The organism is Dysgonomonas sp. HDW5B (assembly GCF_011299335.1).
In the GTDB taxonomy this organism is placed as follows: domain Bacteria; phylum Bacteroidota; class Bacteroidia; order Bacteroidales; family Dysgonomonadaceae; genus Dysgonomonas_A.
Window position 1 is genome coordinate 1,470,944 of sequence record NZ_CP049858.1, and the last position, 22,076, is coordinate 1,493,019.

14 protein-coding genes, 2 tRNA genes and 3 rRNA genes are annotated in these 22,076 nt (G+C 39.1%); 6 read left to right on the plus strand and 13 right to left on the minus strand.

The window, feature by feature from the left end:
- Nucleotides 1-105 precede the first annotated feature (105 nt).
- Nucleotides 106-2,124 carry an excinuclease ABC subunit UvrB gene (uvrB, locus tag G7051_RS06030; protein ID WP_166199041.1) on the plus strand — a complete coding sequence of 673 codons (2,019 nt, stop codon included), beginning with the start codon at nucleotides 106-108 and terminating at the stop codon, nucleotides 2,122-2,124.
- Nucleotides 2,125-2,270: 146 nt separating this feature from the next.
- Here uvrB and G7051_RS06035 read toward each other — a convergent pair whose 3' ends face one another.
- The 3 genes from G7051_RS06035 to G7051_RS06045 all read right to left on the minus strand — a co-directional run bounded on the left by G7051_RS06035 (nucleotide 2,271) and on the right by G7051_RS06045 (nucleotide 5,492).
- Complete coding sequence (locus G7051_RS06035) at nucleotides 2,271-2,585, minus strand: heavy-metal-associated domain-containing protein (RefSeq protein WP_166112451.1); 315 nt, start codon at nucleotides 2,583-2,585, stop codon at nucleotides 2,271-2,273.
- A gap of 72 nt (nucleotides 2,586-2,657) precedes the next feature.
- Nucleotides 2,658-4,868 carry a TonB-dependent receptor gene (locus G7051_RS06040; RefSeq protein WP_166199042.1) on the minus strand — a complete coding sequence of 737 codons (2,211 nt, stop codon included), beginning with the start codon at nucleotides 4,866-4,868 and terminating at the stop codon, nucleotides 2,658-2,660.
- A gap of 156 nt (nucleotides 4,869-5,024) precedes the next feature.
- Nucleotides 5,025-5,492, minus strand: a complete 468-nt coding sequence (locus tag G7051_RS06045; RefSeq protein ID WP_166199043.1) for a hypothetical protein — start codon at nucleotides 5,490-5,492, stop codon at nucleotides 5,025-5,027.
- 218 nt (nucleotides 5,493-5,710) lie between these two features.
- Between G7051_RS06045 and G7051_RS06050 the strand changes: the two genes are divergently transcribed.
- The 3 genes from G7051_RS06050 (at nucleotide 5,711) to G7051_RS06060 (ending at nucleotide 7,980) form a co-directional block, all read left to right on the plus strand.
- Nucleotides 5,711-6,868: a thioredoxin-like domain-containing protein gene (locus G7051_RS06050; protein ID WP_166199044.1), complete on the plus strand. Its 1,158-nt coding sequence runs from the start codon at nucleotides 5,711-5,713 to the stop codon at nucleotides 6,866-6,868.
- A 146-nt stretch (nucleotides 6,869-7,014) separates the two neighbouring features.
- Complete coding sequence (gene greA / locus G7051_RS06055; RefSeq protein WP_166112439.1) at nucleotides 7,015-7,485, plus strand: transcription elongation factor GreA; 471 nt, start codon at nucleotides 7,015-7,017, stop codon at nucleotides 7,483-7,485.
- A gap of 93 nt (nucleotides 7,486-7,578) precedes the next feature.
- Complete coding sequence (locus G7051_RS06060; protein ID WP_166199045.1) at nucleotides 7,579-7,980, plus strand: HIT family protein; 402 nt, start codon at nucleotides 7,579-7,581, stop codon at nucleotides 7,978-7,980.
- A 260-nt stretch (nucleotides 7,981-8,240) separates the two neighbouring features.
- Here G7051_RS06060 and recA read toward each other — a convergent pair whose 3' ends face one another.
- The 3 genes from recA to G7051_RS06075 form a co-directional block, all read right to left on the minus strand.
- A complete protein-coding gene (gene recA, locus G7051_RS06065) occupies nucleotides 8,241-9,272 on the minus strand; it encodes a recombinase RecA (protein ID WP_166199046.1) in 1,032 nt (343 codons plus the stop codon).
- Between the two features lie 2 nt (nucleotides 9,273-9,274).
- Nucleotides 9,275-9,763, minus strand: a complete 489-nt coding sequence (gene bcp / locus G7051_RS06070; protein WP_166112428.1) for a thioredoxin-dependent thiol peroxidase — start codon at nucleotides 9,761-9,763, stop codon at nucleotides 9,275-9,277.
- Between the two features lie 247 nt (nucleotides 9,764-10,010).
- The gene (locus G7051_RS06075; protein WP_166199047.1) at nucleotides 10,011-10,241 is read right to left on the minus strand and encodes a hypothetical protein; all 231 of its coding nucleotides are present in this window, start codon (nucleotides 10,239-10,241) and stop codon (nucleotides 10,011-10,013) included.
- 497 nt (nucleotides 10,242-10,738) lie between these two features.
- On the opposite strand from G7051_RS06075, the gene G7051_RS06080 reads away from it, so the two are divergent.
- A complete protein-coding gene (locus tag G7051_RS06080; protein ID WP_166199048.1) occupies nucleotides 10,739-11,947 on the plus strand; it encodes a cofactor-independent phosphoglycerate mutase in 1,209 nt (402 codons plus the stop codon).
- A 68-nt stretch (nucleotides 11,948-12,015) separates the two neighbouring features.
- Nucleotides 12,016-13,314 carry a threonine synthase gene (thrC, locus tag G7051_RS06085; protein ID WP_166199049.1) on the plus strand — a complete coding sequence of 433 codons (1,299 nt, stop codon included), beginning with the start codon at nucleotides 12,016-12,018 and terminating at the stop codon, nucleotides 13,312-13,314.
- Between the two features lie 76 nt (nucleotides 13,315-13,390).
- On the opposite strand, the gene G7051_RS06090 is transcribed toward thrC, so the two are convergent.
- From G7051_RS06090 to G7051_RS06120, 7 genes are all read right to left on the minus strand, one after another.
- The gene (locus tag G7051_RS06090; protein WP_166199050.1) at nucleotides 13,391-14,608 is read right to left on the minus strand and encodes a DUF6051 family protein; all 1,218 of its coding nucleotides are present in this window, start codon (nucleotides 14,606-14,608) and stop codon (nucleotides 13,391-13,393) included.
- 163 nt (nucleotides 14,609-14,771) lie between these two features.
- A complete protein-coding gene (locus G7051_RS06095) occupies nucleotides 14,772-16,037 on the minus strand; it encodes a DUF2851 family protein (protein ID WP_166199051.1) in 1,266 nt (421 codons plus the stop codon).
- A 750-nt stretch (nucleotides 16,038-16,787) separates the two neighbouring features.
- Nucleotides 16,788-16,898 (minus strand): 5S ribosomal RNA (gene rrf / locus G7051_RS06100).
- A 116-nt stretch (nucleotides 16,899-17,014) separates the two neighbouring features.
- Nucleotides 17,015-19,903, minus strand: a 23S ribosomal RNA gene (locus tag G7051_RS06105).
- Nucleotides 19,904-20,025: 122 nt separating this feature from the next.
- Nucleotides 20,026-20,099 (minus strand) — tRNA-Ala (locus G7051_RS06110).
- Between the two features lie 32 nt (nucleotides 20,100-20,131).
- Nucleotides 20,132-20,205, minus strand: a tRNA-Ile gene (locus G7051_RS06115).
- A gap of 157 nt (nucleotides 20,206-20,362) precedes the next feature.
- A 16S ribosomal RNA gene (locus tag G7051_RS06120) occupies nucleotides 20,363-21,889 on the minus strand.
- Together the 16S, 23S and 5S rRNA genes with 2 tRNA genes alongside form the textbook arrangement of a ribosomal RNA operon.
- Nucleotides 21,890-22,076 lie beyond the last annotated feature (187 nt).

The window sequence follows — 22,076 nt, forward strand, 5'->3', positions numbered from 1 at the left end:
CAGTATGAACTATTCATACTGTCTTTCGTTTTTATTTATAGCTATATTTGTAATAACTAAAGTAAACTAGCACTTTTTACTTGTACACTATTTTTTAGATCAATCATGGATTTTAAAATTACCTCAGCATATAAACCTACCGGAGACCAACCCACAGCTATAAAAGCATTGGTGGAAGGTATTAACGGTGATATTCCCCACCAAACCCTATTAGGGGTTACTGGGTCGGGAAAAACATTTACCATAGCCAATGTTATCCAACAGGTTCAAAGACCGACATTGATACTCAGCCATAATAAAACTCTGGCTGCTCAGTTATATAGTGAGTTCAAGGGGTTTTTCCCTGAAAACTCCGTGGAATATTTTGTTTCATATTATGACTATTATCAACCCGAAGCTTATATTCCTTCTACGAATACCTATATAGAGAAAGACTTATCGATCAATGATGAGATAGAGAAACTACGATTGGCGACAACCTCGGCTCTATTATCGGGACGGAAAGATGTTATCGTAATATCGTCAGTATCCTGCTTGTATGGTATGGGAAATCCTGAGGATTTTGCAAATAATACAATACTTATCGAAAAAGGTAAAAAACTGGTTAGAGATAAGTTTCTACGAGATTTAGTTGATTGTTTGTATTCTCGAAACGAAGTTGAATTTTCGCATGGTAATTTCAGGGTAAAAGGAGATACTGTTGATATATTTCTGGCTTATGCAGAAACCATTATCCGCGTCATGTTCTGGGATGATGAAATAGAGAGTATCGAGAGCATCGACCCTCTTACAGGATCGAGAATAGAAAGATTCGAAGAATACCGTATCTACCCTGCAAATCTATTTGTAACAACCAAAGAGAGAATACACAGGGCTATAGACGAGATTTCAATAGACCTCGGTAAACAAGTTGATTTCTTTCAATCGATAGGAAAGCCTTTAGAGGCTAAACGTCTTTATGAAAGGGTGACATACGATTTAGAAATGATTCGTGAAATAGGACACTGTTCGGGTATAGAAAACTATTCACGCTATTTTGATAATCGACCTCCCGGAACTCGTCCTTTCTGCCTTTTAGACTTCTTCCCTGACGATTATTTGGTTGTAATAGATGAGAGTCACGTTACCCTACCGCAGATACGTGCGATGTATGGAGGTGATCATTCCCGAAAAGAAAATCTGGTTGAATATGGTTTCCGTCTACCTGCTGCAATTGACAATCGACCTTTAAAATTCGAAGAGTTCGAGTCACTTGTTAAGCAAATAATATACGTAAGTGCAACTCCTGCTGATTATGAATTGATTCAATCGGAGGGTGTAGTTGTTGAACAGTTGATTCGACCTACAGGACTACTTGATCCTCCTATTGATATACGCCCAAGTTTGAATCAGATTGATGATCTGATGGAAGAAATACAGATACGTGTGGATAAGGACGAACGTACTTTAGTTACTACACTTACGAAACGTATGGCAGAAGAGCTAACTACTTATCTGGCTAACAACGGTGTAAAATGTAATTACATACACTCGGATGTAGACACTCTGGATCGTGTACAAATCATGGATGATTTACGAAGCGGTGTCTTTGATGTTCTGATCGGGGTAAACCTCCTTCGTGAAGGGCTTGACTTACCTGAAGTGTCTCTTGTAGCCATCTTGGATGCGGACAAGGAAGGCTTTCTTCGATCTCACAGATCCCTTACTCAGACAGTTGGGCGTGCTGCCCGTAATGTCAATGGAAAGGTTATTTTCTATGCAGACAGAATAACCAACAGTATGCAGTTGACAATAGATGAAACAAACCGTCGCCGTGAAATACAGCTTGCTTATAACGAGAAGCATGGAATTACACCACAACAGATTAAGAAAGCCAGAGGCTCTGCATTGGGAGGTAAAGGCACAGATAACGAACCCAAGCCATATATCGAACCAACTCATTTAAACATTGCTGCGGAAGCTAAAGCCGGCTATATTTCGGACACTGATTTAAAAGCTGCAATTGCCAAAACAAAGAAACATATGACCGAGGCCGCCAAGAAACTCGACTTCCTCGAAGCTGCCCAATACCGGGACGAGCTTATTCAGTTGGAGGATTTATTGAAGGCTCATAAAAACAAATAAAATCTAAGGGGTTGTTTTCTGCTTTGCTAATTAAGCAACAATAGATATTATTATTTAAAATATCCCTAAATTCTTTCGATAATAACATAAATAGAGACGCAAAATTTGCGTCTCTATTTATGTTATACACTAATAAGCATCGCTAATTACTCAGCGGGCTCATGCACCTTCACTTCATAGCCTAGTTTTTCAATCGCCTTCTGAAGTTTCTCCAAATTAGTTTTATTAGCATGATAAACAACCATTACAGTCTTAGCCGGAAGATCGACTTGCATATCAGTGACACCTTTCTCGAAAGCAATATTCTTTTCGATTCTTTTCTTACAATTGTCACATGTCATAGATACATCAAATGTAACTTCTTTCTTATCTGCATTCTTGTCTTTCTTATCTTGAGCATATGAACTAAAACTCAAGGATGCTAAACACAACATAACAATTAATACAATCTTCGCTTTCATATTTCTAATTTATTTAATTTTCAGGTAATCCTAAACATTCATTATAATATAAAGATATTAAGGTCTCAGACCTTACTTGCCAATATTATATCTAAATCCTACATAAAATCGACGTCCCTGTGTCGGTCCCCATGCCATCGTAGCATCGAAGTCGGGGCTATATGGGTTTTCGGGCGATATTATTGGATTTTTTTGTATAAAATCAGTAAGATTTTCCCCTCCAGCATACACACTCCAAGTTCGGAAAAATTTCGTAATCTGAGCATTCATTATAACAAAAGATTTGAATCTATTGTTCCATAGAGGATTTTCCGCATCAGGAGTTGGCATACGCCCTCCACCATTAAATTGCGATGTCAAGTCGAATTGCCACTTTCTCAAAGGAGTTTCATATGAGGCCGTTAATAGAGCCTTGTAATCACTCACCAAGGGTTTCTGTAACTCTTTACCTCCATAATTTACTTTAGTATTCATCCATCGGTATGAAGCCAAAAGATTAAAACCCTTAAACACCGGGTATGTAGCTTCAAGTTGCACTACATGAGCATGAGATTTCCCGTTAAGATTATAAAAGCTAACAGCATGTGGGTCGGCTTCCATATCCATTATTACTTGTCTTGAAAAATCAGTATAAAACCATTCTGCTGAAAAAGTCAGTTCCTCACCATTTATAGGAATATGATATGTTCCGCTAAGACCATAGTTCCAGGCACTCTCTTGTTTCAGGTTGTCGGCAATATTAAAAGTTCTGCTACTTGCCAATAAATAACTATTCTCTGCAAGAACGAAAACCGAACGATACCCTTTTCCTGCTGATGCTCTGAAATATAAACTGGGGCTTACATTGTATTTAACATGTAATCGGGGTGTTACAAACCAATTATACAAAGAGCTATAATCGGCTCTTAATCCGGCTAGTACGGTCAATTTATCATTCAGGTTCAACGTATATTGAGCATAAGCTCCCGTTACCGCTTCCATATCGGGCTGTTTACCTGAAACCAATTGAGGTATATCATAAGACTGGGCAAAATTATCCCAGTTATAACTTAAACCCGTGCTTATCTTATGCATGGGAGAAAAATCTTTCTCATACATCAAAGATGCATATACATTGCTCTCATACAGGTTATAACGACTCACATTTGAGAAACGAGATTTCTGATCGTGATATGACCCCGATACTATTAAGGCTACACTTTCGTTCTTTTCTGCATCTATCACATAACCGTTTTTCGTAAAAAATTCACCTCTGTTCGTATAGTTAAATATTTGATAAGGATCGTGCATTGCTCCACTTCCCATTGTATGAGTATCTTGTCCACTTATACGCTCATCGTTTAAAAACTTTATGCCTGTTTGAGATATAAACTTATCGGTCTGATAATGCCACCTGTTCATTATATTAAACTGGTGCTTTTTAGGCATATCCAAAAAACCATCATTATTGGCATCATGACTTCTTTTTTCATTCGAATAGTGTAGAAAAAGACCGGTTGATAGCTTGTCATTTACAGCTATTGCTGCATCTGCGTTACCTTCAACCCGACCAACGTCTCCTAAAAATAAATTAAGGCTTAACGGATCGGCTGTTGTTGGTTTCTTGTAATCTACATTTACCTGTCCCGAGATCGATTCATAACCATTTTTCACAGAAGCTGCACCTTTTGATATCTGGACACCCTCCATCCATGGACCGGGTATATAGTCAAGACCATAGGTTTTGGCTGCACCTCTGAAATTGGGGAAATTTTCGGTCATCATCTGCACATAATTTCCAGAGATACCCAATAACTGAATTTGCTTTGCTCCTGTTACAGCATCGCTATACACAACATCTACCGAGGGATTGGTCTCGAAACTTTCTCCCAGATTACAACATGCTGCACGAGTTAGTTCTTTTACTGTCAACTTCTCGGTTTTCAGTAAATCGGTACGGGAACTTATTCGCCCCGACACCGCTTTAGTTACTACCACCTCTCCCAGTTCCGTACTTTCATTGAGTACAATATTTTGAAGATCTTTATAACTATGGATGTGTGTCACGCTATGCGTATATCCGATATAAGATACGCATAACATATGATCTTTTTGAGGAGAACCATCTATTTCGAAATAACCGTTCTCATCTGTAACAACGCCCGATTTTGCATTTTCCCACTGTACTTGAGCTCCTATTATAGGGGTTTTATCGGGTGCATATACGTACCCTTTCAACTTTTGAGAAGCAAAAGTGAAGATAGGTATGAACAGTAATAATATAATTAGTTTAAACTTTTCCATCGAATTCTTATTTGTTTGATACGGTCTTCGACCTTTATTGTTTTGTTTAGCAATACAACCTGGTTGGTTATAACACGAAAGTATATAATACAAAATAATCGCTGCACAGGATAAACTGATTACCCGCACAACAAAAAATTGCATCGCCAACAAAAATCAAATAATAAGAACTCTGATCAGACTCAGATAGTTTCGCGGAGGAATTGGGATCGGATCTCTGGCTTCACCTGCAATAAGAGGTTCGTTAGTATCCGAAATCAAATAGAAGTTAGAAATAAAAGTAGGAACTATAGTCCAAACCATTGCATGCAAGAGGCTTGGCAGGTAAACCGAGCGATCAAGATCTATCGAAACACGTTTGGCTTCGCAACATTTACCTGTATGACCACTCATACATAAAGCACTCTCTTCAGAATGATTCATCGAATGATCTTCCAGAGAGCAACACGAAGGAGATTTTATCTTCATTTCAGCCATCGAACAATCGTCGGGATGAAGCTGCATGGACATTACATTGTCAACACATTTTGAACAACAAAGGTCAACAACAGTAACTCCGGCTCCAACAAAAAAAACTATTGCAGCCAGAAATAAAACTAATATGTTGTGATATTTTACCTTCATATTGAGGTACAAATATATAGATTCGTATCTTATATAACAAAAGAATAGTAATTGTTTAGTATTTTTTATTCATATATTTGCACAAAATTTTATTTAAGGTCTTTGACCTTTTTATAGTCTTTGAGTGTACAGGCTGTTTGCTTTGGTCACCTTTACAGAGATATAAAGTATATCTATCATTACAAATAAAAAACAATAAATATTTAATACTATTTATTATGAAGATGTTCCGAAATCTATTTCCCATTTTTGTTTTATGTGCCCTTGTTTCGTGCTCTGACAAAGGACCTAAATTTGTTATCGAAGGCAAGATCTCTGATGCTACAGATAGCACCATGCTCTATTTAGAGAAACGTGAATTGAGCCAAACAACCCTACTTGATTCAATAAAGCCAGGTACAAAAGGAGAGTTTAAATTCAAAGGAACATCTACTCCTTATCCTGAATTTTATGTCCTGCGTTTAAACGGGCAGGTAATAAATTTGGTTATCGACTCTACTGAAACAATCAAGGTTAATGCTTCTGAAAAGAATTTTGGCACTGAGTATAATGTAGAAGGATCAGAAGCAAATCTTCAACTAAAGGCGATCACTTTGGCTCAATACAAAGCAAGTCAGGCTTTAGACGAACTTCAACGGAAATTCAGCAATAAAGAAGTTAACGAGCAGGAATATTTCAGTCAAATACAAACTATTGCATCTGAATATAAAGATACTGCTTTGAAAATTATTTTTGCGGATACTAAAAATCCGGCTTCTTACTTCGCCTTATTTCAAAAAGTAAAAGGCTATCTATTTTTTGACCCTTACGATAAATCTGATTATAAACCTTTCGCTGCTGTGGCAACTGCCTGGGATCTGAATTACCCTGATTCGCCACGAGCAAAGCACCTGCATGACTATACGCTGAATGCAATTAAAGTACGCAGACAAAGCGAAAAGCAACCCTTCGATATAAATAACGCCAATGAAATTGACGCTGCTAAATATTATAATATTGAATTACCCGATGTAAATGGTACTCCGGTAAACCTGACCTCATTAAAAGGAAAAGTAGTTCTATTAGATTTTACTGTATATCAATCGGAAAAATCACCGGAGCATAATATTGTATTGAATAAATTATACAATAAATTTAAACCGGACTTCGAAATATATCAGGTGTCATTCGATACAGATGTGCATTTCTGGAAAAACTCAGCAGCCAATATTCCTTGGGTTGCAGTGCATGAGAACAAGTCTTTGAACTCAGATCTGATTTCGAAGTTTAATGTACAAGCTCTTCCCTCTCTACTATTAATTAACCGTAATGGTGAAATTGTAAAACGCTTATTACCAGGAGAAAATATCGAGTCTGAAATCCAAAAATTATTATAATTATTGGATAGGATTTTGTTTTGTCCGAAATTTAAGTATATATTTGCATCAAGCATAAAAAGAAAAGGAGTTCTGGTCTATACGACAAGGATTCTTTTTCTTTTTATCTCTTATAAAAAGTACTAATCTTTAATTAACATTTTGCTATGGCTGTTACTTACATGACCGCAGAAGGTTACGACAAGTTGAAAGAAGACATCAACTTATTGGAAACAGTGGAAAGACCTAAAATCTCTAAACAAATCGGAGAGGCTCGCGATAAAGGCGATCTTTCGGAGAATGCTGAATATGATGCAGCAAAAGAAGCTCAAGGCTTACTTGAAGCTAAAATCGGACAACTGAAAAATCTATTAGCTAATGCTAGACTGATAGATAAGAGCTCTATTGGCATAGATTCTGTACAGATTCTAAATAAGGTTACAATAAAAAACACCAAAAACAATCAACAAATGACTTATATGTTGGTTGCCGAAAGTGAAGCGAATCTGAAGGAGAATAAAATTGCCATCAATACTCCCATTGCTCAAGGTTTAATGGGTAAAAAGGTAGGTGAGATTGCAGAAATAAAAGTACCTAACGGAATGGTATCTTTTGAAATTATTGATATATCTATTTAAGGTCTCAGACCTTTTTGTTAGTTAGGCAATTATAAAAGCCTGAGTCTATTATGAGTATCAATAATTATTTACATTAATTCAAAAAGAGCTAAGATGGCGACTATTTTCAGTAAAATAATAAAAGGTGAAATACCATGTTATAAGATTGCCGAAAACGACAATTTCTTTGCTTTTTTAGACATCAGACCGATGGCTAAAGGACATGTATTGGTTATACCCAAACATGAGACAGATTATCTTTTTGACTTGGATGATGATGTATTATCTGAAATGATTGTGTATAGTAAGAAAATAGCCAAAGCCATACAAAGGGCAGTACCTTGTAAACGAATAGGACTCATGGTAATAGGAATGGAAGTTCCTCACGCACACATACATTTAATACCCATTAATGCCGAGAGAGATATGAACTTGTCTAATCCCAGATTAAAGTTATCGGAAGACGAATTCCAACAAATCACTAAAGACATTATATCTGAATTGGAAAATATCTAGGTCAGAGATTTCCATTATACAAAGGTATTATTCATACTTTTGTGTAAGCATCAACTACAACGTTGAATTTTTATCATATAGATTCTTTCAAATCTCCCCCCAAAAAACGGGGGAATTTGAGAGAATTTTTCTTTTATAGGCTCATTATATCTATAAATAAAAAAGCTACAAGTTTTACAACCTGTAGCTTTTCATTTACTCATTATTTAAGACACTGCCAATATCTAAAGTCTTAGCCTTTTATTAATAGTCTTGAGACTTTATTTTGCTTTCAATGCTGCAAAAATCAATTGTTCCAGTTCATCTGCCAATTCGGGATTATCTCTCATCATATCTTTAGCTGCTTCACGGCCTTGTCCCAGTTTTGTTTCGTTATAACTGTACCACGATCCGCTTTTCTTGATGATACCTAAATCCGAGCCTAAGTCGATAATTTCTCCTGCACGTGAAATACCTTCACCGTACATAATATCGAATTCAGCTTTACGGAAAGGAGGTGCCACTTTATTTTTCACCACCTTCACACGAGTCTGGCTACCTTTAACCTCTTCTCCGTCTTTCAATTGACCTATACGGCGAATATCAAGACGAACAGAAGCGTAAAATTTCAAAGCATTACCACCCGTTGTAGTTTCTGGGTTACCAAACATCACGCCGATTTTATCACGCAACTGGTTGATAAATATACAGGTTGTATTTGTTTTATTGATTGCAGCCGTTAGTTTACGAAGTGCTTGTGACATCAAACGGGCTTGAAGTCCCATTTTAGAATCACCCATATCTCCTTCTAATTCAGCTTTTGGAGTAAGTGCTGCAACCGAGTCAATCACAACAATATCAATTGCCGATGATCTGATCAATTGTTCTGCGATTTCCAATGCTTGCTCTCCATTATCCGGTTGAGAAATAAGTAAGTTACCTATATCAACACCCAGTTTTTCGGCATAAAAACGGTCGAAAGCATGCTCTGCATCCACAAATGCAGCTATGCCACCCGCTTTTTGAGCTTCGGCAATAGCATGAATTGCTAATGTTGTTTTACCTGATGATTCGGGACCATATATTTCGATAACACGTCCGCGAGGAAAACCTCCTACGCCTAACGCCGCATTTAATCCGATTGAACCTGTTGGTATTACAGCTATATCTTCTATTTTTTCGTCTCCCAACTTCATGATTGAGCCTTTGCCGTAACTCTTCTCAATCTTATCCATTGCTGCCTGTAAAGCCTTTAGCTTATCGCTATTGGGTGCTGCAACATCTTTTTTTGCTTTTTCTTTTTCGTCAGCCATTATTATTTTTTGTTTTTGTTTTTTAGCTCTGTTAACCAATCCAATATCTGCTCGGCATGCTCCTTAGCTTTGATTTCTTTAGGAGTAAAGACTTGTTCGATCACACCATTTTCGTCAATCAAAAATGTAGAACGCAAGGTACCCATATATTTCTTACCTGCTAAAGTTTTTTCCGCCCATATTCCAAATTCTTCAACTAAAACTTTGTCTTTGTCCGAAATCAAAGGAAAAGGAAGTTCATATTTTTCGATAAACTTGATATGCGATTTTTCGTCATCCACACTCACCCCTACAATTTCGTAACCAGCCTTACGCAATTCATAGAAGTTATCTCTGAAGTTACAGGCTTCGGCTGTACATCCGGGGGTATTATCTTTGGGATAGAAATACAAAATGAATTTCTGACCTTTAAAGTCACTCGTTTTTACTTCTTTTCCCGCCTGATCTGTACCTAAAATCTCAGGTATTTTATCTCCGATAGTTAGAGCCATATTTTCTATATTTATTTTGAAACCAAAGATAAGATTTAATTCTTTCGACTGAAAATAATTTTCTCGTATCCCTATAAAAACACGAATTAGTCGCTGAAAATAAATGTTCTATTTTCTAACATTTATTTTACTACGCACAATCGAAGATTGCTTGTATTCCTTTTGCCCAAAGCCGCAAAAGGAATCAAAAAGGCTTTGTGCTGTGTGGCTCGCCTGCCTGACCTAAAGCTTGCAGGCTAAACTAAACTTATTGCCTTTCGGCATGTTTAGTTTTACGCCTGCTTTGCTTGTCAGCCAACGGCTGTGCCTCTGATGCACTGGGGCTGACGCCTGCAAATGGCTTTTGTCCGTCAGGCTCGCCGACCTTGCCGGTTGCACGGGGTACCCGCAGGGTGAAGAAAGCGTTAAGAAACAAAAGGATTTTATCGTTAAATGTTTTCTTTTGTTTTAGCTTTCGAGTCCTTAGCGGGTCGGGCAAAAGGCACAGTCTTGATCTTTTGTTTCGTTTTGCATCAAGGCAAAATGAAAAACAAACCCAAAGGGTGCGTTAGAAAAAAGAACCTTTTATCTATAAAAGAAAGTATTATGACTAAATTTAAGGTTATGGAGCTAATTAAATCAACAGATAATATCTTTGCCGAGACAACTAAAAAGTGACATAAGAAAAGGCTGGAAAAAGTTGTCACTTTTGTAATGTTTGTAATGTTTTTCAATCTTTAACACTGATAATAAGCAATCTACAAAAATGACAAAAATATACTCCTTCAAGTAAAATGTAATCTACTTTTGTCACCTTGTGTAACTTCCTTTTTTCAAATAACGAAGCTACTGGTTAAATTTTCTTATTGATAGCTCTTTGATAAAAAAGAGTGACAATAAAACATAAAAGCAACCTTCTTTAAAATATTTTGTATATTTTAGTGCTTTACTAGAAACAGAGATGAAAATTTAAGGATTGCAATTTAGGATTAAAGCATGAAGACAATTATAATTTTAGGAGACGGAATGGCCGATGAGCCAATCGAAGCTTTAGGTAATAAAACTCCATTACAGGCTGCACATAAACCATACATTGATTTGCTTGCGGCTAAAGGAAAAAGCGGATTATTGGATACAATACCTGCTGGATTTAAACCCGGTAGCGAAATTGCCAATCTATCGGTACTTGGATACAATGTTCCACTTGTTTTTGAAGGGCGTGGTTCTTTGGAAGCTGCCAGCATGGATGTAGATATTGCTCCCGGAGAAATGGCTATGAGATGTAATGTTATCTGTATTGAAGATGGCAAGATCAAAAACCACTCTGCCGGACATATTTCGACGGAAGAAGCTGCTGAATTAATCCATTTTCTGGAAAAAGAACTAGGCGATGATATTGCCAGTTTTTATCCGGGAGTATCGTATCGCCATCTATTGAAAATAAAGGATGGAAATAAGAATCTGGATTGCACGGCTCCACATGATGTAATTGGCACTCCTTTTGAAGATGTACTGATTAAAGCTACAACTCCCGATGCAGAGGAAACTGCTAAATATCTGAATGGATTAATACTGAAATCTCAGGAATTACTGAAAGATCATCCTATTAATAAGAAACGCATTGCAGAAGGCAAAGACCCTGCTAACAGCATCTGGCCTTGGTCGCCTGGGTATAGACCCAAAATGCAGACTTTGCAAGAACTTTACGGTATAAAAAGCGGATCGGTAATATCGGCAGTCGATTTAATTATGGGAATCGGTAAATACGCCGGTTTGAAGCTGATTCATGTAGAAGGTGCAACCGGATTATATGATACCAACTACGAAGGTAAAGCTCAGGCTGCTATAGATGCTCTAAAGAATGACGATTTTGTATATTTACATATCGAAGCCAGTGACGAAGCAGGTCATGAAGGCGATTACGAATTAAAGAAAAAAACAATAGAGTATCTTGATTCTCGTGTGGTAAAAACTATTTATGAGGCTACTAAAGATTGGGCTGAACCTGTAACAATAGCTATTCTTCCCGACCACCCTACCCCTTGCCATCTGCGTACACATACCAACAAGCCTGTTCCATTTCTTATCTACAGATCAAATGGAGAAGCAGACGATGTACAGGTATATGACGAATTTGAGTCTGCAAAAGGAGACTTTGGTATTTTGGTCGGTCATGAATTTATGGATACTTTATTTAATAAATAGTCACAAGTCCTAATAATAGACGCGAAAAATCTTTCGTCCATTAAATAGAAATAGATCAAAAATCTGATATGAAATATTATAGTACAAATAAACAGGCACAAGAGGCTACCTTACAGGAAGCTGTGGTTAAAGGGCTGGCATCCGACAAAGGTTTGTTTATGCCCGAAAAGATAAAGCAATTACCTCAATCGTTTTTTGATAAAATAGACACTCTCAGCTTTCAGGAGATCGCTTATACCGTTGCCGATGCTTTCTTTGGCGAAGATATCGAAGCTGATACTCTGAAACAGATTGTTTACGAAACGCTTAACTTTGATACTCCGCTAGTACATGTAAACGACAATATATATAGCTTAGAACTGTATCACGGGCCTACATTGGCTTTTAAAGATGTAGGTGCACGTTTTATGGCTCGTTTACTAGCATACTTTATCAAAAAGCAGGGACAAAGCGATGTTAAAGTTCTTGTAGCTACTTCGGGAGATACAGGAAGTGCCGTAGCCAATGGATTTTTGGGTGTAGATGGTATTCATGTGTATGTCTTATATCCTAAAGGAAAAGTCAGTAATATTCAGGAATGTCAGTTTACGACTCTTGGACAAAATATTACTGCTCTCGAAATAGATGGAACATTCGACGATTGTCAGGCTTTAGTAAAGACTGCTTTTATGGATGAAGAGCTGAATAAAAAGCTGAATCTGACTTCTGCTAATTCGATTAATGTGGCTCGTTTTCTTCCTCAGGCTTTTTACTATTTCAATGCTTATGCACAGTTGAAAAAACTGAATAAGGCTGAGAATGTAGTGATCAGTGTTCCGAGTGGAAACTTCGGAAATCTTACTGCGGGACTTATCGCCAAACGAATGGGACTGCCTATTAAACGTTTTATTGCCGCCAATAACAGTAACGATATATTTTACGAATACTTGCAGACAGGTAAGTATAACCCTCGCCCATCTGTTCAAACCATTGCCAATGCGATGGATGTAGGCGATCCGAGCAACTTTGCACGTATATTGGATTTATACAATCATTCTCTTTCGGAAATAAAAAAAGATATTTCCGGTGAATGGTATGATGATAATACTATTAAAGATGTTGTAAGAGAGACTTATCAAAAAACAGGTTATTTACTAGATCCACATGGGGCATGTGCTTATCAAGGTCTTGCTGATTATTTGGAAGAAGATGAAGTTGGCGTCTTTTTAGAGACTGCTCACCCGGCTAAATTCTTAGAGACAGTAGAATCTATTCTTGACAAGAAGATACAAGTGCCTGCGGCTTTAAAAGCCTTCATGAAGGGTGAAAAGAAAAGTATTGCATTAAATAAAGAATACGAAGGTTTTAGAAGCTCATTACTTCAATAAAAGATTCTTTACCATATAATAAATAAACCCGACTGAGATAAATCTCAGTCGGGTTTATTTATATCAGTCTGCAACCTTATTTCAAAAAGTCACAAAATAAATCAAACGTACGTTTAAACTGCTCTGTTACATCTTTCTTTATACTTTCCAAAGCCGGAAACGGATCTTCATGCTTGTATTTATAAGGAAAGTCCAATATATCAACTCTGATAGGAATATCACGGTTAATACCTTGTAAAGTATTTATGACCTCATAAGCCGGAACAACTGTATCTTCTCTTAGTGTAATAGCATAAATTCGGTCACTCATTTCTCTAAACTTACTTTCGCGGTATTTGGTGAGGGTTTTATAGTTCAGCATACTTCTGAAGTTGACTCCCTCAGGGTGTACTCCTCCTAGATAATGCCTTAAGACTTCATCTCTCTTCATATGGCTTTCAAGATGTTCAACCACATACGAATAAAGGCTTACATTTGCCTCACTATCCAGAATAAACTTAGAAACGGGCGATAGCCTGTTAAACACAGCTCCTCCACAAAACGATAAAAACTTCGATTTCGAAAAATATCCGTTTTTATTGGTCATCATCAATATCTCAGATAAGAAACTTCCTATCGAGTATGAAAATACATCAATGGTCGCTTGGGCATCTATAGTCGGATGATTATTTGCTTTGATGTCTTCAATGAGATCAATTACATCATAATAGGTTTGTAAACCAGACCATATAAATCGTTGCGGCTTATTGTGCAAACGTGTACTGATAGCAACATTCGATAAGCTAGAACTTATAACATCCGGATGGCGTTTTTTTCGTTGCTCACTGATCGAATACATCTCACGCGTATCGCTCCATGCAGCAGGAGCCCTATTCATATGAAATGCTATGGGAAATAAGATTACCGCCTTACCTGTCTTCTCAACAATATATTTTGCCCATGGCAGGTATTTCGCCCAGTGCTTTTCATTAAAACCGTGAAACATCAGTAACACACCCTTTGCTTTGGAGGTGCTTTTGGGTGCTATTACATGATAGCGGAACTTAATATTCTCAAGAATCTCAGCATCTTTTTTATTGAGCATCTCCTGAATAATATCAGGTTCATACTCATGCTCTGTTCCTGAGAGAATGTACTCGTAATCGTCACTATTACCTGATCCTCCCGGCAGAATGAAACGGTAGTTCGACTCAAAATTATAATTTCGTAATACCGTATTATCGTCAATTTCGATCTCATTAGCATCATAAGACTCAATATCTTTCAGATGCTTAAACAAATCATAATATTCCATTTTCTTTCTATAATTAGGTACAGTAAAAAATAACTCAATTTAAGTTCGCTGAACTAAGATCTCAGACCTTTTTATTGCTCTGGTAACTAAAAAAGCAATAAGTCGTTATGCTATAAATATATTATTAGATATTTTTTTTTACTTCATAGACATCACCCTCTGTCTATCTTGCGGATAATAACTTATATCCAATTCTGCAATACAAACATTTTCTTTTTTCGCAATATTCGCGTTTCAATTGAATGAGTGCTTGGGTATCATAGGCACTTCTTGTTCTTATTCCATATAAAGCGAACTGCTTTATAATCGAATTTGATTCAGGCTTTATTAACTCTAGTGAATTTAAAGCTCTGTCAACATACTGTTCATCATTTAGTCTCCGACCATACGAGAAAACAACGGGTACTACTGCATTTATGATCATCACATCCAACGAAGCATCACCTATATATTTATTCTTACGTGGTGATTCTTCCCCTAAATGATAATGAGTTTGCCAATATTCCGAGGCATTCACATGAAAAAGCAGACGGATCTGTCCCAAATCTTTACACTCCAAAATTTTAGAAAAAAGCCCTTGGATATTCTGTAGCAAGCCCGCTAATTGTGCTATACGAATATGTGGTGAACTCGTTGGCCGAATTCGTAGCTTTCTAAATATCTCCTTATCTAAAGGAGTCAGAGAATATTTATTCTTCAGGAAACTATATTCTTGATGAAGTTTTTTAGTATAGTCATCAGATAAATCGATATCATCCAGCATACCTGACTGTCCGAATAACAGAGCTTCTATCTGTAATGGATTATCTCCTTGTTTTAAGATATAATGCAAAGGCAGACTCAAAGCTAAGCGCTCAAATGCATCCGAATTAAGACCAAATCCCATAGACCTTGATAACAGTACATAAAACACATCTGCCCATGAATTATTAAATCTATCCAGTAACTTCTGGATGTCTGCTGATTTACGCTCCAGACGCTCTAATAATAGAGCATTGAGCCATCCTTGCAAATGGATCGAAGGGTAGTCTTTTAAATAATTACAACAAGGTAGGGAAACATCCGAATTCAATAAAAATTCTATATTGTCTTTTATATGTCGAGGATACTTTATCTCACACTGAGGTATGGGCAGCTTGGCCTCATTATGCACAGTGCCGGATGCAAACTCAACGACATGCAATATTACAGAATTATATACACTATTTTTATCATGTTGATGTTTATACCAATCGTCTGATGATCTATGTATCTCTATATTGCCAACCCAAACTCTTTCTCCTACTTTTACTTTAGCATTAAAGAAATCAGGTCCTTCATCTGTATTATGTAAACCAACATCTAATATTTCGATAAGAATTCCATCTGTTGTTTTTAAGTCCGATTGAAAAAGTCGATGTTTCCATACATAGTGTAATAGTTGCTCCATTTGTAGATAAGTATCAAGAATATATTCAGATTATTTATAAATATGTTTTACATCCATAAAAATAGAAAATATATATTCTAATCGTGATATTAGCTGGTAATATATTTCCCTCTTCTTTGTATTTTTTATTATTCGAGAAATTCTTAAAAGAAGATTGTATACAAAGGCAACTTTTACATTTTAAAAGCATCTATATATAACACGACCGAATTTAAAGTAAGATAAATCTAGTATCTAGGATAAGTAATATGAAGAAGCTTTTAGTTCAATTTATCATTTTAGTATCACTTACATCATGTGGTTCTATTTACTTCTATTCCACTTTAAATTCTGATAGCGAAAAGACTTAGAAAAATGACAACGGGTACTTTATTACAGAACTAGATAGTAGATAGTGTAAATATAGCCCACTCCTTTAAAGATGAAAGTGTCCCTATTATGATCACGCTCTTCAATAAAAGTAAATAGCCTATATTATGAGACTGGAGTAAGTCTTCTATGGTTATCGATGGTGTTGCAAATAGTTATAGAGGAAGCATAGTACGTACTACTTTATTTTTGATCATTGTAGATCTAGATGCTGCTTTGGATAATTCTTGGCAAAATAACTGCTGCTATCAAAAGACATATGGAGTGGAGTGGTTAGTAATCTTTATGTAATATATTTGTTGTGAGTGAGTGTTGGTTATTGTCTGTATGTATATATAAGAAAACACTCTGACTAGTTTTCACTAATCAGAGTGTTTCAAAAGAGGGCGGCTATCTACTCTCCCACCTAATGGCAGTACCATCGACGTGGTTGGGCTTAACTTCTCTGTTCGGAATGGGAAGAGGTGGATCCCCAACGCTATAACCACCTTAATATTTTTAATTAAATCTCTATAAATAGATATTTAATTGAGATGATGTAAAAGAGCTTTCAAATAACTTGTATGTAGCAAACCTGGGTCAATCAGGCGAGACTCTGGGCAGAGTCATGGAAAAAAGTTTCGGGCAATTAGTACTACTCGGCTATGACATTACTGCCTTTACACCTGTAGCCTATCAACGTCGTAGTCTTCGACGACCCTTATAAGGATATCTTATCTTGAAGCCGGCTTCGTACTTAGATGCTTTCAGCACTTATCCGATCCAGACTTAGCTACCCGGCGATGCTCCTGGCGGAACAACCGGTAAACCAGGGGTCTGTCCAACACGGTCCTCTCGTACTAGTGTCAGATCTCCGCAAATATCCTGCGCCCACGATAGATAGAGACCGAACTGTCTCACGACGTTCTGAACCCAGCTCGCGTGCCACTTTAATGGGCGAACAGCCCAACCCTTGGGACCTTCTCCAGCCCCAGGATGTGACGAGCCGACATCGAGGTGCCAAACCATTCCGTCGATATGAGCTCTTGGGAATGATCAGCCTGTTATCCCCGGAGTACCTTTTATCCTTTGAGCGATGGCCATTCCATACTGAAACCACCGGATCACTATGCTCTAGTTTCCTACCTGATCGACTTGTCGGTCTCTCAGTCAAGCGCGCTTATGCCATTACACTCTACGAACGGTTACCAATCGTTCTGAGCGCACCTTTAGAAGCCTCCGTTACTCTTTTGGAGGCGACCACCCCAGTCAAACTACCCACCATACAGTGTCCCCGTATCCACGGGTTAGAATTCAAACAATTAAAGGGCCGTATTTCAAGGGTGACTCCACAAATACTAGCGTACCTGCTTCATAGTCTCCGGCCTATCCTACACATCAAGTGCCCAAATTCAATGTAAAGCTATAGTAAAGGTTCACGGGGTCTTTTCGTCCCATCGCGGGTAATCGGCATCTTCACCGATACTACAATTTCACCGAGCTCACAGTTGAGACAGTGTCCAGATCATTACACCATTCGTGCAGGTCGGAACTTACCCGACAAGGAATTTCGCTACCTTAGGACCGTTATAGTTACGGCCGCCGTTTACTGGGGCTTCAATTCAAAGCTTCTCATTGCTGATGACTTCTCCTCTTAACCTTCCAGCACCGGGCAGGTGTCAGGCTATATACTTCTTATTTCTAATTTGCATAGCCATGTGTTTTTGTTAAACAGTTGCCTGGACCTATTCTCTGCGACCTACATTGCTGTAGGTACCCTTTCTCCCGAAGTTACAGGGTCATTTTGCCTAATTCCTTAACTGTGAATCACTCGAGCGCCTTAGTATACTCAACCCAACTACGTGTGTCCGTTTTAGTACGGGTACGATATAGATTAGCGTTTAGCGGTTTTTCTTGGCAGTTTGTTTACCTACATTTTTAACTTGCCACAAGGGCTCGTCATACTTTCAAGTTCGACTCTCTCGGCGGATTTGCCTACCGAAATCAACATCTACACTCTTTAACCATCTATTCCGTCAGATGGCAGTAGTTTCACTTCTGCGTCCCCACATCACTCTATACAGTAGTAACGGAATATTAACCGTTTCGTCCATCGGAATCGCCCTTCGGCTTATCCTTAGGTCCCGACTTACCCTGATCCGATTAGCGTTGATCAGGAAACCTTAGTCTTTCGGCGAGGAGGTTTCTCACCTCCTTTATCGTTACTCATACCTACATTTGCTTTTCCGTACGCTCCAGAGTAGCTTACGCTACGCCTTCTACGCTGAACGGAATGCTCCCCTACCGATAATATTTTATCCCATAGCTTCGGTAACATGTTTGATGCCCGATTATTATCCACGCATCGCCACTCGACTAGTGAGCTGTTACGCACTCTTTAAATGAATGGCTGCTTCCAAGCCAACATCCTAGCTGTCTCTGTAGCAACACTTCGTTAATTCAACTTAACATGTATTTGGGGACCTTAGCTGATGGTCTGGGTTCTTTCCCTCTCGGACATGGACCTTAGCACCCATGCCCTCACTCCCGGTAAAAACTTATGCCCATTCGGAGTTTATCTGGACTTGATAGGCGGTGAAGCCCTCGCATCCAATCAGTAGCTCTACCTGACATAAGTTATAAGCCGAGGCTGCACCTAAATGCATTTCGGGGAGTACGAGCTATCTCCAAGTTTGATTAGCCTTTCACCCCTACCCTCAAGTCATCCGAAAGCTTTTCAACGCTTACCGGTTCGGTCCTCCAATTGGTGTTACCCAACCTTCAACCTGCTCAAGGGTAGATCACTTGGTTTCGCGTCTACTCCCATTGACTAAGCGCCCTGTTAAGACTTGCTTTCGCTTCGGCTGCGTACCTAATAGTACTTAACCTTGCCAATGAGAGTAACTCGTAGGTTCATTATGCAAAAGGCACGCCGTCACCATTACTGGCTCCGACCGCTTGTAGGCACATGGTTTCAGGGTCTATTTCACTCCTCTGTTCGAGGTTCTTTTCACCTTTCCCTCACGGTACTGGTTCACTATCGGTCTCTCGGAAGTATTTAGCCTTACCGGATGGTCCCGGTGGATTCATACAGGATTTCTCGTGTCCCGCACTACTCAGGAGTCTGCTAGGCTTGGTTAGGGTTTCGTATACGGGATTATCACCCTCTGTGATCGATCTTTCCAAATCGTTCTACTACTCTAACTTCTTGCCACGACGCAGTCCTACAACCCCAATAATGCCGAAACATTATTGGTTTGGGCTAATCCCATTTCGCTCGCCACTACTCTGGGAATCACTTTTGTTTTCTTTTCCTATGGGTACTTAGATGTTTCAGTTCCCCACGTTTGCTTCTGGTTAGACCAGATGACGGTTTCTTCAACCGCCGGGTTGCCCCATTCGGAGATCTTGGGATATAATGGATATTTGCTCCTCCCCCAAGCTTTTCGCAGCTTATCACGTCCTTCTTCGCCTTCGAGAGCCTAGGCATCCCCCATGTGCCCTTATTTACTTTTTTCTTCGCCTGATTTATAAGTGTTCCGTAGAACGCTTATATACCGGTTTGATATATACTCGTTATATTTTTACTTGCTCTTTTTTACATCATGTCAAAGATCGTTTACCTATTAGATAGGTATTGTGGAGAATAACGGATTCGAACCGTTGACCCCCTGCGTGCAAGGCAGGTGCTCTAGCCAGCTGAGCTAATCCCCCGTAGTGGGAAGCGTGACTTCCTTCGTACTTTGTAGTCCCAGGCAGAGTTGAACTGCCGACCTCTACATTATCAGTGTAGCGCTCTAACCAACTGAGCTATAGGACTGGCTTGTTCTTGTGCGCCTGAAACTGTGGATACACAGCTTCTCTGTTCTCTTATTTTGTTAGGTTGTACATAGTTATTGAAACATTGAAAAGACATTAGACATCGGGTAGATTCCTTTTCTTTAAAAGGGTCTCTTTTTAAGACAAGGCTTCTCCAGAAAGGAGGTGTTCCAGCCGCACCTTCCGGTACGGCTACCTTGTTACGACTTAGCCCCAGTCACTAGTTTTACCCTAGGACGCTCCTTGCGGTTACGTACTTCAGGTACCCCCAGCTTCCATGGCTTGACGGGCGGTGTGTACAAGGCCCGGGAACGTATTCACCGCGCCATGGCTGATGCGCGATTACTAGCGAATCCAGCTTCATGGAGTCGAGTTGCAGACTCCAATCCGAACTGGGAATGGCTTTGGAGATTGGCATCCTGTCACCAGGTAGCGACCCTCTGTACCATCCATTGTAACACGTGTGTCGCCCCGGACGTAAGGGCCGTGCTGATTTGACGTCATCCACACCTTCCTCACAGCTTACGCTGGCAGTCTTGTCAGAGTCCTCAGCTTGACCTGTTAGTAACTAACAATGTGGGTTGCGCTCGTTATGGCACTTAAGCCGACACCTCACGGCACGAGCTGACGACAACCATGCAGCACCTACACATCTGCTATTGCTAGAAGGCCTGTTTCCAAGCCGGTCAGATGCATTTCAAGCCCGGGTAAGGTTCCTCGCGTATCATCGAATTAAACCACATGTTCCTCCGCTTGTGCGGGCCCCCGTCAATTCCTTTGAGTTTCACCGTTGCCGGCGTACTCCCCAGGTGGATTACTTATCGCTTTCGCTTAGCCGCTTATTGTAATATCACAAACAGCTAGTAATCATCGTTTACGGCGTGGACTACCAGGGTATCTAATCCTGTTTGATACCCACGCTTTCGTGCTTCAGCGTCAGTTATAGTTTAGTAAGCTGCCTTCGCAATTGGAGTTCTTCGTGATATCTATGCATTTCACCGCTACACCACGAATTCCGCCTACTTCAAATATACTCAAGAAAAACAGTTTCAACGGCAATTTTAAGGTTGAGCCTCAAACTTTCACCGCTGACTTATTATCCCGCCTACGCACCCTTTAAACCCAATAAATCCGGATAACGCTCGCATCCTCCGTATTACCGCGGCTGCTGGCACGGAGTTAGCCGATGCTTATTCGTATGGTACTTGCAATAGGTTACACGTAACCTTTTTTACTCCCATACAAAAGAAGTTTACAACCCGTAGGGCAGTCATCCTTCACGCGACTTGGCTGGTTCAGACTCTCGTCCATTGACCAATATTCCTCACTGCTGCCTCCCGTAGGAGTCTGGACCGTGTCTCAGTTCCAGTGTGGGGATAAACCTCTCAGTTCCCCTATCCATCGTTGCTTTGGTGAGCCGTTACCTCACCAACTGGCTAATGGAACGCATGCCCATCTTCTACCGATTAATCTTTAGCAAATATTACCATGCGGTATCCCTGCGTTATGGGGTATTAATCCGAATTTCTCCGGGCTATTCCCCTGTAGAAGGTAGGTTGCATACGTGTTACTCACCCGTGCGCCGGTCGTCATCAAAGTATTGCTACTTCATGCTACCCCTCGACTTGCATGTGTTAGGCCTGTCGCTAGCGTTCATCCTGAGCCAGGATCAAACTCTTCTTTGTATATCTTTTTTATATTCTTGGAAGCGTTTGTCTTTTTTTTTCACTCAAGGTTTTTGACGTTGAGTTAGAGTCTCTAATCTAAAATTAGTCTCTACCCGTCTAATGCTATATTTTTTGTTTCTTATGTATCAACCGTGTCAAAGATCGTTCTTTTTTTGCTTTGTTTAATAACCGTCTCTCGGTTTTA